This is a genomic window from Pseudomonas sp. 21LCFQ010 (assembly GCF_024129905.1).
In the GTDB taxonomy this organism is placed as follows: domain Bacteria; phylum Pseudomonadota; class Gammaproteobacteria; order Pseudomonadales; family Pseudomonadaceae; genus Aquipseudomonas.
On record NZ_JAMYDZ010000011.1, the window covers coordinates 22,540 to 35,859 of the forward strand.

General features: G+C 63.0%; 15 protein-coding genes. 7 read left to right on the forward strand and 8 right to left on the reverse strand.

Features of this window, described 5'->3' with window-relative positions; translation table 11 throughout:
• Position 1: 1 nt before the first annotated feature.
• The 7 genes from NJC38_RS14465 to NJC38_RS14495 all read left to right on the forward strand — a co-directional run bounded on the left by NJC38_RS14465 (position 2) and on the right by NJC38_RS14495 (position 7,196).
• Positions 2-2,089 (forward strand): FUSC family protein, encoded by a 2,088-nt coding sequence (locus tag NJC38_RS14465; protein WP_253115279.1) that lies wholly within the window; start codon positions 2-4, stop codon positions 2,087-2,089.
• Positions 2,086-2,295 carry a DUF1656 domain-containing protein gene (locus NJC38_RS14470; RefSeq protein WP_045489560.1) on the forward strand — a complete coding sequence of 70 codons (210 nt, stop codon included), beginning with the start codon at positions 2,086-2,088 and terminating at the stop codon, positions 2,293-2,295. The genes NJC38_RS14465 and NJC38_RS14470 overlap by 4 nt, the downstream gene beginning before the upstream one ends.
• On the forward strand, positions 2,292-3,179 hold the full coding sequence (locus NJC38_RS14475; protein WP_253115281.1) for an efflux RND transporter periplasmic adaptor subunit: 888 nt from the start codon (positions 2,292-2,294) through the stop codon (positions 3,177-3,179). Before NJC38_RS14470 ends, NJC38_RS14475 begins: the two co-directional genes overlap by 4 nt.
• The gene (locus NJC38_RS14480) at positions 3,176-4,588 is read left to right on the forward strand and encodes an efflux transporter outer membrane subunit (protein WP_253115283.1); all 1,413 of its coding nucleotides are present in this window, start codon (positions 3,176-3,178) and stop codon (positions 4,586-4,588) included. Before NJC38_RS14475 ends, NJC38_RS14480 begins: the two co-directional genes overlap by 4 nt.
• Positions 4,589-4,878: 290 nt before the next feature.
• Positions 4,879-5,712: an ion transporter gene (locus NJC38_RS14485; RefSeq protein WP_253115285.1), complete on the forward strand. Its 834-nt coding sequence runs from the start codon at positions 4,879-4,881 to the stop codon at positions 5,710-5,712.
• Positions 5,713-5,817: 105 nt separating this feature from the next.
• On the forward strand, positions 5,818-6,813 hold the full coding sequence (locus NJC38_RS14490; RefSeq protein WP_045489548.1) for a sulfate ABC transporter substrate-binding protein: 996 nt from the start codon (positions 5,818-5,820) through the stop codon (positions 6,811-6,813).
• A 110-nt stretch (positions 6,814-6,923) separates the two neighbouring features.
• Positions 6,924-7,196 carry a hypothetical protein gene (locus NJC38_RS14495; protein WP_253115288.1) on the forward strand — a complete coding sequence of 91 codons (273 nt, stop codon included), beginning with the start codon at positions 6,924-6,926 and terminating at the stop codon, positions 7,194-7,196.
• Positions 7,197-7,268: 72 nt separating this feature from the next.
• Here NJC38_RS14495 and NJC38_RS14500 read toward each other — a convergent pair whose 3' ends face one another.
• The 8 genes from NJC38_RS14500 to NJC38_RS14535 are packed head-to-tail and all read right to left on the reverse strand — an operon-like array spanning position 7,269 to position 13,296.
• Entirely contained in the window at positions 7,269-7,682 is a 414-nt protein-coding gene (locus NJC38_RS14500; protein WP_253115290.1) for a hypothetical protein, read from the reverse strand.
• Positions 7,683-7,691: 9 nt separating this feature from the next.
• Complete coding sequence (gene ccmI / locus NJC38_RS14505) at positions 7,692-8,879, reverse strand: c-type cytochrome biogenesis protein CcmI (protein ID WP_253115292.1); 1,188 nt, start codon at positions 8,877-8,879, stop codon at positions 7,692-7,694.
• Positions 8,876-9,358, reverse strand: coding sequence for a cytochrome c-type biogenesis protein (locus NJC38_RS14510; RefSeq protein ID WP_253115295.1), 483 nt, complete (start codon positions 9,356-9,358; stop codon positions 8,876-8,878). Before NJC38_RS14510 ends, ccmI begins: the two co-directional genes overlap by 4 nt.
• A complete protein-coding gene (locus tag NJC38_RS14515) occupies positions 9,355-9,891 on the reverse strand; it encodes a DsbE family thiol:disulfide interchange protein (protein WP_253115297.1) in 537 nt (178 codons plus the stop codon). The genes NJC38_RS14510 and NJC38_RS14515 overlap by 4 nt, the downstream gene beginning before the upstream one ends.
• Entirely contained in the window at positions 9,888-11,861 is a 1,974-nt protein-coding gene (locus NJC38_RS14520; RefSeq protein ID WP_045489534.1) for a heme lyase CcmF/NrfE family subunit, read from the reverse strand. Before NJC38_RS14520 ends, NJC38_RS14515 begins: the two co-directional genes overlap by 4 nt.
• A gap of 3 nt (positions 11,862-11,864) precedes the next feature.
• Entirely contained in the window at positions 11,865-12,344 is a 480-nt protein-coding gene (gene ccmE / locus NJC38_RS14525) for a cytochrome c maturation protein CcmE (RefSeq protein ID WP_045489532.1), read from the reverse strand.
• Entirely contained in the window at positions 12,344-12,517 is a 174-nt protein-coding gene (gene ccmD / locus NJC38_RS14530) for a heme exporter protein CcmD (protein ID WP_045489531.1), read from the reverse strand. Before ccmD ends, ccmE begins: the two co-directional genes overlap by 1 nt.
• Positions 12,514-13,296, reverse strand: coding sequence for a heme ABC transporter permease (locus tag NJC38_RS14535; RefSeq protein WP_045489528.1), 783 nt, complete (start codon positions 13,294-13,296; stop codon positions 12,514-12,516). The genes ccmD and NJC38_RS14535 overlap by 4 nt, the downstream gene beginning before the upstream one ends.
• Positions 13,297-13,320: the final 24 nt, after the last annotated feature.

The window sequence follows — 13,320 nt, forward strand, 5'->3', positions numbered from 1 at the left end:
CATGAAGGACTTTCTCAGCGACCTGCCGCCCGGCCGCGACTGGCTGCACGGAGTACGCACCTTCGCCGCCTCGATGCTGGCGCTGTACATCGCGCTGGTCATGGAAATGCCACGTCCTTACTGGGCCATGGCCACGGTGTACATCGTCGCCAGCCCGTTTGTCGGCCCGACCAGTTCCAAGGCCCTGTACCGGGCGTTAGGCACACTGACGGGCGCCTGCGCCTCGGTGATCCTGGTGCCGATTTTCGTCCAGACACCGATCCTGCTGGCCATCGTTATTGCCTTGTGGACCGGCACCCTGCTGTACCTGTCGCTGCACCTGCGTACCGCCAACAGCTACGCGCTGATGCTGGCCGGCTACACCATGCCGCTGATTGCCTTGCCCGCCGTGGACAACCCCCAGGCGGTGTTTGAAATCGCTGTGTCGCGTACCGAGGAAATCTTCCTCGGGATCACCTGCGCCGCGGTGGTCGGCGCCATGTTCTGGCCACGGCGCCTGGCGCCGGTGTTCCGGGCCAGCACCGACAAATGGTTCAGCGATGCCACCCTGTACAGCGAGCAGTTTCTCAGCCGCAACGTTGACCCCGGCGAGGTCGCGGGCCTGCGCACCGCCATGGCCGCCGGGTTCAACAGCCTGGAGCCAATGATTGGCCAGTTGCGCCATGAAGGTGCGCATAAACAGACCGTGCGTCACGCGCTGGAACTGCGCGGGCGGATGATCCATCTGCTGCCGGTGATCGACGCGCTCAACGACGCGCTGTGGGCGCTGGAACGGCGCTGCCCGGAACGCATGGCCGACCTTTCGGCCCTGCTGATCGAGGCGCGCCACTGGCTGCGGGCCACTGCCAGCGGCCTGCAACCGGAGCAGTGGGACTCTCTGCATCAGGCGTTGCAACGCCTGCAACCGGACGCCGAACAGCTCGACGAGCGCGAGCACCTGCTGCTCTCCAACGCTCTGTACCGCCTGGGCGAGTGGATCGATCTGTGGCAGGACTGCCGAAGCTTGCAACAGGCTATCGAAGCCGATGATGGCCGGCCCTGGCAGGCGGTGTACCGGCACTGGCGGCTGGGGCGGATCAGCCCGGCGCTGGATCGCGGCCTGATGCTCTACTCGGTGGCTTCGGCGGTGCTGGCGATTGTCGTCGCTTCGCTGATCTGGATTTTCATGGGCTGGCAGGACGGCGCCAGTGCAGTGATTCTGGCCGCAGTGTCGTGCAGCTTCTTTGCCGCCATGGATGACCCGGCGCCGCAGATCTACCGGTTCTTCTTCTGGACCCTGGTTTCGGTGGTGCTGTCGAGCCTGTACCTGTTCGTGGCGCTGCCCACAGTGCATGACTTCCCGATGCTGGTACTGGCCTTTGCAGCGCCATTCATCACGGTGGCGACCCTCAGCGCCCAGCCGAAATTCTTCCTGCCTACGGTGCTGACGGCGGTAAACACCGCGACGTTCGTCAGCGTGCAGGGCGCCTATGACGCCGACTTTCTGGTGTTTATCAACAACAATCTGGCCGGCCCCGCCGGTCTGCTGTTCGCGTTCATCTGGACGCTGATCATGCGCCCGTTCGGTGTAGAGATGGCCGTGCGCCGCATGACCCGTTTCAACTGGCAGGACATTGTCAGCCTGAGCGAACCGGCCACTCTGGCCGAACATCGGCGCCTGGGCGTGCAGATGATCGACCGCCTCATGCAGCAGGTGCCGCGCCTGGCCCAGACCGCCCAGGACAGCAGCACGCCACTGCGTGAACTGCGGGTGGCGTTGAACCTGCTTGACCTGCTGGCCTGGACACCCCGGATCCCGACCTCCTGTCAGGCACCGCTGCGTCAGGTGGTCGCGCAGATCGGCGGTTATTTTGCCGCCTGCCTCAAGGCCGGGGAGCGCCTGCCGGCCCCCAATGGCCTGCTGATGACGCTGGACCGAACCCGGCGGGCGCTGAACAGCCAGGCCCCGGCCGAACCTCAGGCACGCCTGCACCTGCTGCATGCCCTGAGCGGCCTGCGCCTGGCACTGCTGCCGGGGCTGGAGATCATCGACGTCAATGGCCAAAGCATCGAACAACCGATCCACGGCCCCGATGGAGCACCCGCATGATTGGCGAGCTGGATATCAACGGGATCTTCATCCCGACCTTTCTGGTGCTGATGGGCCTGGCGTACCTGTTGTTTCTGGCTGTTCACGCTGTGCTGTCGCACACCCGCTTTTATCGTCTGGTCTGGCACCGGGCGTTGTTCAACACAGGTTTGTATGCCCTGCTGCTGGGCGTACTGGACACCTTTAGCCGGTACCTGATGACATGAAAAAACCGATCCTGACCCTGGGCCGCGTGGTCCTGACGTTAATTGTGGTGGCGCTGGCCAGCGTGCTGGTATGGCGCATGGTGATGTACTACATGTTCGCGCCCTGGACCCGCGACGGGCACATTCGCGCCGACATCGTGCAAATCGCCCCGGATGTATCCGGGCTGATCCAGCAGGTCCAGGTGCGCGACAACCAGCAGGTCAGCAAGGGCCAGGTGCTGTTCAGCATTGACCAAGACCGCTTCAAACTGGCGCTGCGCCAGGCCCAGGCCACCGCAGCCGAGCGTCAGGAAACCTGGCAGCAGGCGCAACGCGAGAATCGCCGCAACCGGTCGCTGGGCAATCTGGTATCGCGCGAACAACTGGAAGAGAGCCAGTCCAAAGAGGCCCGGGCGCTGTCGGCACTCAATGAAGCCAGAGTGTCAGTGGACGCCGCGCAACTGAACCTGGATCGCTCGGTGATCCGTAGCCCGGTGGATGGCTACCTCAACGACCGCGCCCCACGCCCCCATGAATTCGTCACTGCCGGGCGGCCGGTGCTGTCACTGGTGGATGCAGCCTCCTACCACATCGACGGCTACTTCGAAGAAACCAAGCTCGACGGCATCCATATTGGCTCGAAGGTCGATATCCGCGTGGTGGGCGACAATGCGCGCCTGACAGGCCATGTCGTGAGCATGGTCGCCGCCATCGAAGACCGTGACCGCACCAGCAGCAGCAACCTGTTGCCCAACGTCAACCCCGCGTTCAGTTGGGTACGCCTGGCGCAGCGTATCCCGGTGCGCATTGCCTTCGATCAAGTGCCCGAAGACTTCCGCATGATCGCCGGACGTACCGCCACCGTGTCGATCATCGACGCCTCACACCAGGAGGCCGCGCAATGAAACCGGCCTTACGCCTGCTGGCGCTGAGCGTCGGCGCCCTGCTCTCGGCCTGTCAGGTGGTCGGCCCGGACTACCAGCCACCCAAGGACGCCGCAGTCAATCGCGCCGACCTGCAAGGTACGCTGGGCAACTCGGCCAATGTGGTTTCAGCGCCGGTGCCTGAGCATTGGTGGCGGCTGTACCAGGACCGGCAACTCGATGAGCTGGTGCGCCAGGCGCTGGCCAGCAACACCGACCTGCGCATCGCGGCGGCCAACCTGCAACGCTCGCGCTACCAGAGCGCCGAGGCCGAAGCCGCCGGAGGTTTTCACGGCAGCGCCAAGGCCGGCGCCCAGCGTTTACAGGAATCGGGCGAAGCCTTCCTGCTGGCTGAAAAAGTCCCGGTGGCGACCGTGGGTGACGTGGGCCTGACCACCTCGTATCAGTTTGACCTGTTCGGCACTCTGCAACGCGGCATCGAAGCGGCCCAGGCCAATGTCGACGCCACCCAGGCGGCGGCTGATACGGCGCGCATTACCGTGGTGGCCGACGTGGTGCGGGCCTACACCCAGGTCTGCGCCGCCAACGAAGAGCTGGCCATCGCTCACCAGTCGCTGGACCTGCAACAGCAGAGCGTGACCCTCAACCAGCGCCTGCGCGATGCCGGGCGTGGCGATCAGACCCAGGTGACCCGCTCGCAGACCCAATTCAAGTCGCTGCGCGCCGAACTGCCGCGCTATGAAGCGCTACGCCAGAGCGCGCTGTTCCGGCTGTCGATGCTGCTGGCCAAACCCGTGGCGCAACTGCCGGCCGGGGTCGAGAACTGCGCCGAGCTGCCGCATCTCGCCCAGGTCATTCCGGTGGGCGACGGTGCCGCGCTGCTCAAGCGCCGCCCCGATGTCCGCCAGGCCGAGCGTCACCTGCACATGGCCACTGCCGAAATCGGCGTGGCCACCGGCGAGCTGTACCCGGACATCAGCATTGGCGCCTCGGTGGCGACCATCGGTTTTCTTGATCATCTGGGCAAACCCGCCACCAACCGCTGGGGCTTCGGCCCACTGATCAGTTGGACCGTGCCGAGCAATGGCACCCGGGCGCGCATCCATCAGGCCGAGGCGGCAAGCCAGGTCGCGCTGGCGCGCTTCGACGCCGTGGTGCTCAATGCCATCCGCGAAACCCAGACCAGCATGGCCCAGTACACCGCCCTGCTCGACCGCCGCGATGCCTTGGTAGAAGCCGAGCAATCGGCCAAAGAAGCCGCCGAACAGACCCATCGGTTTTACCAGGCCGGCCGGGAGTCGTTCCTGGCGGACCTGCAGGCCACCCGCACCTACACCCAGATGCGTGCACAACTGGCGCAGGCCAATACCCAGGTGGCGATGGGGCAGATCGATCTGTTTCTGGCGTTGGGGGGTGGCTGGCAGCAGTAGCCCGACTCAAGCCCCGAGCATGCCCGAACGGGCGGTTTCGCAGAAATCTCTCACAAAATTTCGGAAATAATCTGACATCCAGCAGGTAGTAAACGTCAGAAACCAGGAGCAGACTCTCACAACTTTTTCAGCACCAGGGAAACAGACGTTTCCCTGAACAAGGCTTAACCTGCAGCCAGGCGACTGGGAGCAATTGCTCAAGGAGGCGAAATCACAGGCTGAGCGCTTGAATACGCTCGCCATCGCTGTCGAATGACCACCGAGCCATCCTTGCCACGCAGAGACCACCCATGAGCACCACCCCAAACCGCCGCGAGCGGTTGCACACGGTCATCTTCCAGACCGACACCCCCGCCGGCCGCCGCTTCGACCAGACCTTGCTGGTGATCATCCTGCTCAGCCTGCTGGTCACCATCATTGACAGTATCGAGAGCATCCACGCCCAATACGCCACCGCGCTGGCCTGGATCGAATGGGGCTTCACAGCGGTGTTCGCCGTCGAGTACCTGCTGCGCCTGTACTGCTCGCCCCGGCCATTGAAGTACGCTTTCAGCTTTTATGGGCTGGTCGACCTGCTGGCGATCATCCCCGGCATCCTGGCGATCTATTACAGCGACGCTCAGTATCTGTTGATCGTGCGGATCATCCGCATGTTGCGTATCTTCCGGGTCCTGAAAATGGGCATGTACCTGCGCCAGGCCCACTACCTGCTCGAAGCACTGCGCGGCAGCAAACAGAAGATCATCGTGTTTCTGGCCAGCGTCTCGACCCTGGTAACGGTGTTCGGCACCCTGATGTACGTGATCGAAGGCCCGGAGCATGGCTTTACCAGCATTCCGAAGGGCATTTACTGGGCCATCGTGACCCTGACCACCGTGGGCTTTGGCGACATCGTGCCCAAGACCCCGGTGGGCCAGATGGTTTCATCGCTGGTGATGATCATCGGTTACTCGATCATCGCGGTCCCCACCGGAATCTTCACCGCCGAGCTGGCCAATGCCATGCGCGGTGAACAGCTCAAGCACGACTGCCCGGTGTGCGCCAAGAAACAGCATGAACACGGCGCAGCGTTCTGTTCACGGTGCGGCAACGCGCTGTTCCCGAAACTCGACGATCGGGCATAAGTAAATATTTTTTTAATCTTTAATGGCAAGGTGCCCCGCCGTTATGATCGCGGCAGCTGGATATCTGCCGCATAACAACGACGCACTCATCTAAAGGAATCTGCTGTGAAGAAACTATTCGCCGCCTCACTGCTGGCCGCCGGCCTGGCTCTGGGCAGCAGCGCCCAGGCCGCGCCGCTGCTGAACGTCTCCTACGACGTGATGCGCGACTTCTATAAAGACTACAACGTCGCGTTCCAGAAGCATTGGGAGGCCCAGCACAAGGAAAAGGCCACCGTGCAGATGTCCTTTGGTGGTTCGAGCAAGCAGGCCCGTTCGGTCATCGACGGTCTGCCGGCGGATGTGATCACCATGAACATGGCCACCGACATCAACGCCCTGGCCGACAACGGCGAGCTGGTGCCCAAAGACTGGGTGACGCGCCTGCCAAACAACAGCGCGCCGTTCACCTCCGCCACGGTATTCATCGTGCGCAAGGGCAACCCTAAAGCCCTGAAAGACTGGCCGGATCTGATCAAGGATGGCGTCGAGGTCATCGTGCCGAACCCCAAGACCTCGGGTAATGGTCGTTACACCTATCTGTCGGCGTGGGGCTATACCCTGAAAAACGGCGGCGATGAAGCCAAGGCCAAGGAGTTTGTCGGCAAGCTGTTCAAGCATGTGCCGGTTCTGGACAGCGGTGGCCGTGGCGCGACCACCACATTCATGACCAACCAGATCGGCGACGTGCTGGTGACCTTCGAGAACGAAGCGGAAATGATCGCCCGTGAATTTGGCCGTGATCAGTTTGAAGTGATCTACCCGAGCGTTTCTGCCCAGGCCGAGCCACCGGTGAGTGTGGTTGACAAGGTGGTCGACAAGAAGGGCTCACGCGAGTTGGCTGAAGCCTATCTGAAGTACCTGTGGTCGCCTGAGGGTCAGGAGATCGCGGCCAATAACTTCCTGCGCCCGCGTGATGAAACGGTGCTGGCCAAGTACAAGGATCGCTTCCCGAAGGTCGACTTCCTTTCGGTTGAGAAGACCTTTGGTGACTGGCGCACCGTGCAGAAGACTCACTTTATCGATGGCGGCGTGTTCGACCAGATTTACACCGGCAAGTAGGAGCGGCTTTAGCCGCGAAGACCTTCCGTTCTGCGCAAGAGTCTTTGCCGCGGTTGTCTGGACTGCGGGCGAACTTCCCTCCGTCCGGCGTCGATTCGGGGGCCGGCGCGATGGGCGTCCTGCCCAACGCACCTGCTCCTGATATCAAGAGCAGCGACATCCATGTCGGTTTCTCCCCCGAATCAACGCCTACCCTCGGCCAGCGCCCAAGTCGCGATTTGCGGCGCCTGTGCCATCTCGGCTCAAAGATCAAAAGCAAAATCAACGGCAACGATCTACAGCCGAGCACAGATCATTTGAAATGCGATCTTGCAGGCACCGCCGAACGCGACTTGGGCGCAGGCCAAGCGCAGGTGTCGATTTGGTGGGAAAGCCGGCTTTAGGTGCGCTGGGCAGGACGCCAACGCCGCCGCGGCGAATGTACACCGCTCAACCCGTCAAAATCCCATCGCACATCAATTACCGAACTTCTGCCCCAACCCACCCGGCACACCATTGGCATCGGTCGGCTGCCAAGGCCCGTCAGGCTGGGTTGACCAGCTCCAGCCGTTGTTCCACTGGTAATACGTGCGCTGGCGATAAAACGTGTTGGTCTTGCCATCAAGCACATAGACGCCCAGTTTCTGATCCCAATGACTATTGCCCCCTGGCGGCGGCGCAAAGCTGGCCGAGGTTTTGGCCGGGGCCGACTTTACCGGCTGGCTTGGTCTGGGTTGTGGCGTGCCAGGTTGCGACGGGCCCGGCAGGCTCTTGATTGACTCCTGGCTGCGCGGCCCGGAGGGTGGCTGGTGTACCGCACAGGCGCTCAGGCCCATGACGGCGGCCAGCAAGGTTGTGCGGGCAAGGCGCCAGGTGATGACAGCAGACATGGCAAGTACCTATTCAGAACGGTCAATGATCAACGCTTGACGGGCCGTCGTGCTGGTCGCCAGTGGTGGGCTATTGCCCACCCATTCACCCTTGGTTGGCTGCCCGGCACGCGACACCCGTGCACTGAGTTGGACTTGCGCGAAGTTCGACAGTTTCAGTTGCGGCATCATGGCGTCGGCATCGCTCATCTGCACCTCGATCGGCAGGTCAGCCACAGTCACCCGCCTGACCGCCAACGGCGCAGGCGGGCCGCCTACGGCACGGGCAAAGATGAATACACTGTCGCCGGGCTGTACCTTGTCTTTTAACGCGGCGGCCAGTTCGACCCGGACCTTGAGCTGCGGGCCACTGACGGCTGGCGCCGGCGCGGTGGTGCCGAGGTTTTCACGGGCTCTGGCGATGCCACCTTCCAGCGCGGCACGGGACGGGTCCTGAGCCGGCAGCAACTGTTGCAGGCGGGTCCAGTAGTCCACCGCGTCCTGATAACGCTTGCTCTCGAACGCCGCGATGCCCAGCAAGCCCAGGCTGGTGACTTCGTTGGCATCGGCTTTCAGGGCTTCGTCAGTCAGCGCCTGCACCTGCGGGGTAAAGGTCTTGTTCGCGGCGAAGTACAACGCCTGAGCCCATTGCCCCAACAGTTCCGGTTGACGGCCGGTCAGTGCCGCTGCGCGTTCGAACTGCCGCGCTGCATCGGCCGGGCGTTGCTGGGCCATGTAGCTGCGGCCCAGAAAGTAAAAGCCCTCGGCCGACTCGGGCTGGACTTCGACGGTCCGCTCCAGGCGATGGGTCATTTCTGCCAGCGAAGTCGGCGGTTCGGCGAACTCCCGGCTCAGCTCGACCCGCTCACTGGCGCCGTAATGCAGGTAAAGACCTACCCCCAGCAGCGGCACCAGGATGGCGGCGGTCAACGGCCAGGCTTTACCCAGGCTGCCCGCCGCACGGGCGCGGTCGCTGCCTTCGGTATCGGCCAGCAGTTCGCGGGCGGCTTCGGCCTTGCCGATGTCCAGTTGCTCGGCACTCAGCCCGCCCGCATCACGTTGGGCCTGCAACTGCGCCAGCCGCTCTTCGTACAGCTCGATATTGACTGCCGTGCGATCCGCAGCAGCCGCCAGCGGGCGGCTACGCAGGATCGGAATCAGCAGGATACTTGCAGCCACCAGTGACACAAGCCCGACGGCCATCCAGAAATCGATCATTGCCGGTGTTTATCCATGGGGTGGTTATTCAAAAGATTCGCCAGACGCTCGCGCTCTTCGTCAGAAAGCGTTGCATCGCTGTACACCGCAAGGCGCCGACGCCGGACGATCAGCGCAATCACAGCGCCGCCGACGATCAACAGGCCGGCCGGGCCGAACCACAGCAGCCAGGTGCGGGCCGTGAGGGTCGGCTTGTAACGCACGAACTCGCCGTAGCGATCGACCATGTAATCGACGATCTGGCGATTGCTGCGGCCCTCTTCCAGCAACCGGTAGATTTCCTTGCGCAGATCGGCAGCGATCGGCGCATTGGAGTCGGCAATGTCCTGGTTCTGGCACTTGGGGCAGCGCAGTTCGCGGGTCAGCTCGGCAAACCGCGCCCGCTCGGCTTCATCGCGAAAGGTATGCGCCTCGATGGCGGCCTGGGCCAGACCGGTCAGCCCCAGACTCAACAGCGCAGCGGCCAGCCAGCGCTTCATGGCCGGGCCTCGTCAACCAGTGCCTGATAACGGCCGGCCAGTTGCTCGCGCCAGACCTGATCGTCGATCACTCCGACGAATTTGTGGCGGATGATGCCCTGGCTGTCGATCAAGAAGGTTTCCGGAGCGCCGTATACGCCAAGGTTCAGACCCAGCGTACCGTCATCGTCGCGGATGTTGAGCTGGTAAGGGTTATGAAAGTCGTTGAGCCACTTCTGCGCCTCGGCGTTCACATCCTTGTAGTTGATGCCATGGATCACCACCCCCTGCTGCGCCAGCCGGTTGAGCACCGGGTGTTCGGCACGGCAGGCCACGCACCAGGTGGCCCAGACGTTGACCAGCGCCGGGCGCCCGATCAAGTCGGCACGGGTCAGGGTCCTGGCGCTGCTGACATCGCGCAGGCTGAACTCGGGAAACGGCTTGCCGATCAGCGCCGACGGCAACGCGGCAGGGTCAAGAAACAGGCCGCGAAACAACAGCGCGCTGAGGCCGAGAAAGACCACCAGGGGGATCAACAGAATCCAGCGTTTCATGAGATTGCTCCGGCAGGACTGAGGGCCTGGCGTACCTTTTGGCTGACCTTGAGCCGATAGCGGCGATCCAGCGCCGCCAGGAAACCGCCCAGCCCGGTCAGCAGGCCGCCCAGCCAGATCCAGCGCACGAACGGTTTGACATGAATACGCACCGCCCAGGCGCCCTGCTCCAGCGGCTCGCCGAGCGCCACATACAGGTCGCGGGTAAAGCCTGCATCAATACCGGCCTCGGTCATCATCGACTGCTGCACGGTGTACAGACGCTTCTCCGGGTGCAGGACGCTGATTGGCTGCTCATTACGCAGAACCCGCACCGTGCCCCGGTCGGACGTGAAGTTCGGCCCCTCGTAATGCCGGGCACCTTCGAACACGAAGCGGTAACCGCCCAGTTCAGTGGATTGCCCCGGCGCCAGGCGCAGGTCGCGTTCGATACTGTGCTGGCTGGAAAGCACCACCCCCAGCGCGCACAGCACCAGCCCCAGGTGCGCCAGCTGCATGCCCCAGTAACTGCGGCTCAGACCGGCCAGCCCTTTGAACAGGCCCTTGTGACGGATCTTGTCGTGGATATCCCGCAACGCGCCCAGCACGACCCAGCCAGCCAGCAATACCACGGCCAGTACCGCCCACTGGCCTTCGCCAAGGATCAGGCCCAGCGCCACCGCCAATACCACGCTGCCGATCAACACCGGCGTCAGCATGCCCAACAGCCACTTGACCGGTGTGTCTTTCCAGCGCACCAGCACGCCGACACTCAGCACCGCCATCAGCAACGCCATCAGCGGCACGAACAGGGTATTGAAGTACGGCGGGCCGACCGACATCTTGGCACCGCTGAGGGCATCAATGACCAACGGATACAAGGTGCCCAGCAAAATCATCGACGCCGCGACCACCAGCAGCAGATTGTTGGCCAACAGCAGGGTTTCGCGCGACCAGAGGGCGAAGCCGACCTGGCTCTTGACCACCGGCGCACGCACCGCGAACAGCGTCAGCGAGCCGCCGACCACCAGCAGCAGGAAAGCCAGGATAAACACCCCGCGCTCCGGATCGGTAGCAAAGGCGTGGACCGAGGTCAGCACCCCGGAACGGACCAGGAAGGTCCCCAGCAGGCTCAGGGAAAAGGCAGCGATGGCCAGCAGCACCGTCCAGCTTTTGAATACGCCGCGCTTTTCTGTCACTGCCAGTGAGTGGATCAGTGCCGTGCCCACCAGCCAGGGCATGAACGAGGCATTCTCCACCGGGTCCCAGAACCACCAGCCGCCCCAGCCCAGTTCGTAATAGGCCCACCAGGAACCAAGGGTGATGCCAACGCCGAGAAATGCCCAGGCGACCATGGTCCATGGCCGCGACCAGCGCGCCCAGGCGGCATCCAGACGGCCACCGAGCAGCGCCGCGATGGCAAAGGCGAAGGCCACCGAAAAGCCGACATAGCCCATGTACAGCATCGGCGGGTGGACGATCAGGCCGATATCCTGCAACAACGGGTTGAGGTCGCGGCCGTTGGCCGGGCTCTGCGGCAACAGGCGCAAGAACGGGTTGGAGGTAAGAATCAGAAACGACAGAAAGCCCACGCTGATCATGCCCATCACCGCCAGCACTCTGGCCAGCATCTCGTGTGGCAATTGCCGTGAAAGGACTGACACCGCGAAGGTCCAGCCCCCCAGAATCAATGCCCAGAGCAATAGCGAACCCTCGTGGGCGCCCCACACCGCGCTGAACTTGTAATACCAGGGCAGCGCGCTGTTGGAGTTTTGCGCGACATAAGCCACGGAAAAATCATCGCTCATGAACGCCTGGGTCAGGCAGCCAAAGGCGAACAGCAGAAACGCGAATTGCCCCCAGGCAGCGGGACGGGCGATGCTCATCCACAAGCGATCACCGCGCCAGGCGCCAATCAGCGGCAGGCTGGCCTGGACCAGGGCAAAGCACAGCGCGAGAATCATGGCCAGATGGCCGAGTTCGGGAAGCATGGCTTACCCCTCCCTGGAGACTGATGGAACGGCTGCGGCAGGCGTCGGGCTGTCAGTCTTGCCACTGTCTTGCAAAGCCTTGGTGACCTCCGGCGGCATGTATTTCTCATCGTGCTTGGCCAGCACCTCATCGGCTTCGACCACGCCTGCGGCATTGAGCCGGCCCAGGGCGACGATGCCCTGCCCTTCGCGGAACAGATCCGGAAGGATGCCCTGATAGCGGATGGTTACCGAACGGTTGTAGTCGGTGACCACAAAGCGTACCTCAAGCGAATCCGGCGAGCGTTGCAATGAGCCCTTTTGCACCATGCCACCGGCGCGGATACGGGTGTCCAGCGGCGCTTCGCCATTGGCGATCTGGGTCGGGGTATAGAACAGGTTGATGTTCTCTTGCAGGGCGCTGAGGGCCAGCCCCAGCGCCACGCCGATGCCCGTCAGCAACGCAAGGATCAATAGCAGACGCTTTTTACGCTGCGGGTTCATCACTTCCCCTCCCGGCGCAGGCGACGGGCCTGCTCCTGCAAATAGCGGCGCCGGGACAGCAGCGGCAACGCGATATTGATCAACACCACCAGCACGAACAGGCCATAGGCCGACCAGACGAACAGCCCGTGGCGGCCCATGGCCAGAAAGTCGGCAAAGGATTCGAAACTCATGGTTGCACCTGCGTGACCGGACGCCCCAGGGTTTTGAGCACTTCATCCTGGACCCAGCGGGTCCGGGCCTCGCGCTTGAGCACTTCAAGACGCATGCGCAGCAGCAGCACGCTGGCGAAGAACGCGTAAAAACCCAATGTGGTGAACAGCAGCGGCAGCCACATTTCAGCGGGCATCGCCGGTTTTTCGGTGAGGGTGAAGGTCGCGCCTTGGTGCAGGGTGTTCCACCACTCCACCGAGTACTTGATGATCGGGATATTCACTACCCCGACAATCGCCAGCACCGCGCAGGCCTTGGCGGCGCTGTCGCGGTTGCTGATGGCGTTGCCCAGCGCGATCAGCCCCAGATACAGAAACAACAGAATCAGCATGGACGTCAGCCGCGCATCCCAGACCCACCACGACCCCCAGGTCGGCTTGCCCCAGATCGCCCCGGTCAACAGCGCCAGGGCGGTCATCCAGGCGCCGATGGGCGCCGCGCATTGCAGTGCAACGTCAGCCAGTTTCATGCGCCAGACCAGCCCCACCACGCCACAGGCCGCCAGCATCATGTAGCACGACTGAGCCAGGATGGCGCTGGGCACATGGATATAGATGATCCGGAAGCTATTGCCCTGCTGGTAGTCCGCTGGCGCGAAGGCCAGACCCCAGACCACTCCCACAGTCAGCGACAGCGCGGCAAACGCCGCCAGCCAGGGCAACCAGCGGCCGCTGAAGTCGTAGAAGGTTTTCGGTGAGCCCAGACGGTGAAACCAGGCCCAACTAATGCTGCTTTTCATGAAACTGCCTTTGTTCACGGTTAC

Coding starts and splice junctions, on each gene's coding strand:
- NJC38_RS14465 (WP_253115279.1), top strand. CDS start 2: ATGAAGGACTTTCTCAGCGACCTGCCGCCCGGCCGCGACTGGCTGCAC.
- NJC38_RS14470 (WP_045489560.1), top strand. CDS start 2,086: ATGATTGGCGAGCTGGATATCAACGGGATCTTCATCCCGACCTTTCTG.
- NJC38_RS14475 (WP_253115281.1), top strand. CDS start 2,292: ATGAAAAAACCGATCCTGACCCTGGGCCGCGTGGTCCTGACGTTAATT.
- NJC38_RS14480 (WP_253115283.1), top strand. CDS start 3,176: ATGAAACCGGCCTTACGCCTGCTGGCGCTGAGCGTCGGCGCCCTGCTC.
- NJC38_RS14485 (WP_253115285.1), top strand. CDS start 4,879: ATGAGCACCACCCCAAACCGCCGCGAGCGGTTGCACACGGTCATCTTC.
- NJC38_RS14495 (WP_253115288.1), top strand. CDS start 6,924: ATGGGCGTCCTGCCCAACGCACCTGCTCCTGATATCAAGAGCAGCGAC.
- NJC38_RS14500 (WP_253115290.1), bottom strand. CDS start 7,682: ATGTCTGCTGTCATCACCTGGCGCCTTGCCCGCACAACCTTGCTGGCC.
- ccmI (WP_253115292.1), bottom strand. CDS start 8,879: ATGATCGATTTCTGGATGGCCGTCGGGCTTGTGTCACTGGTGGCTGCA.
- NJC38_RS14510 (WP_253115295.1), bottom strand. CDS start 9,358: ATGAAGCGCTGGCTGGCCGCTGCGCTGTTGAGTCTGGGGCTGACCGGT.
- NJC38_RS14515 (WP_253115297.1), bottom strand. CDS start 9,891: ATGAAACGCTGGATTCTGTTGATCCCCCTGGTGGTCTTTCTCGGCCTC.
- NJC38_RS14520 (WP_045489534.1), bottom strand. CDS start 11,861: ATGCTTCCCGAACTCGGCCATCTGGCCATGATTCTCGCGCTGTGCTTT.
- ccmE (WP_045489532.1), bottom strand. CDS start 12,344: ATGAACCCGCAGCGTAAAAAGCGTCTGCTATTGATCCTTGCGTTGCTG.
- ccmD (WP_045489531.1), bottom strand. CDS start 12,517: ATGAGTTTCGAATCCTTTGCCGACTTTCTGGCCATGGGCCGCCACGGG.
- NJC38_RS14535 (WP_045489528.1), bottom strand. CDS start 13,296: ATGAAAAGCAGCATTAGTTGGGCCTGGTTTCACCGTCTGGGCTCACCG.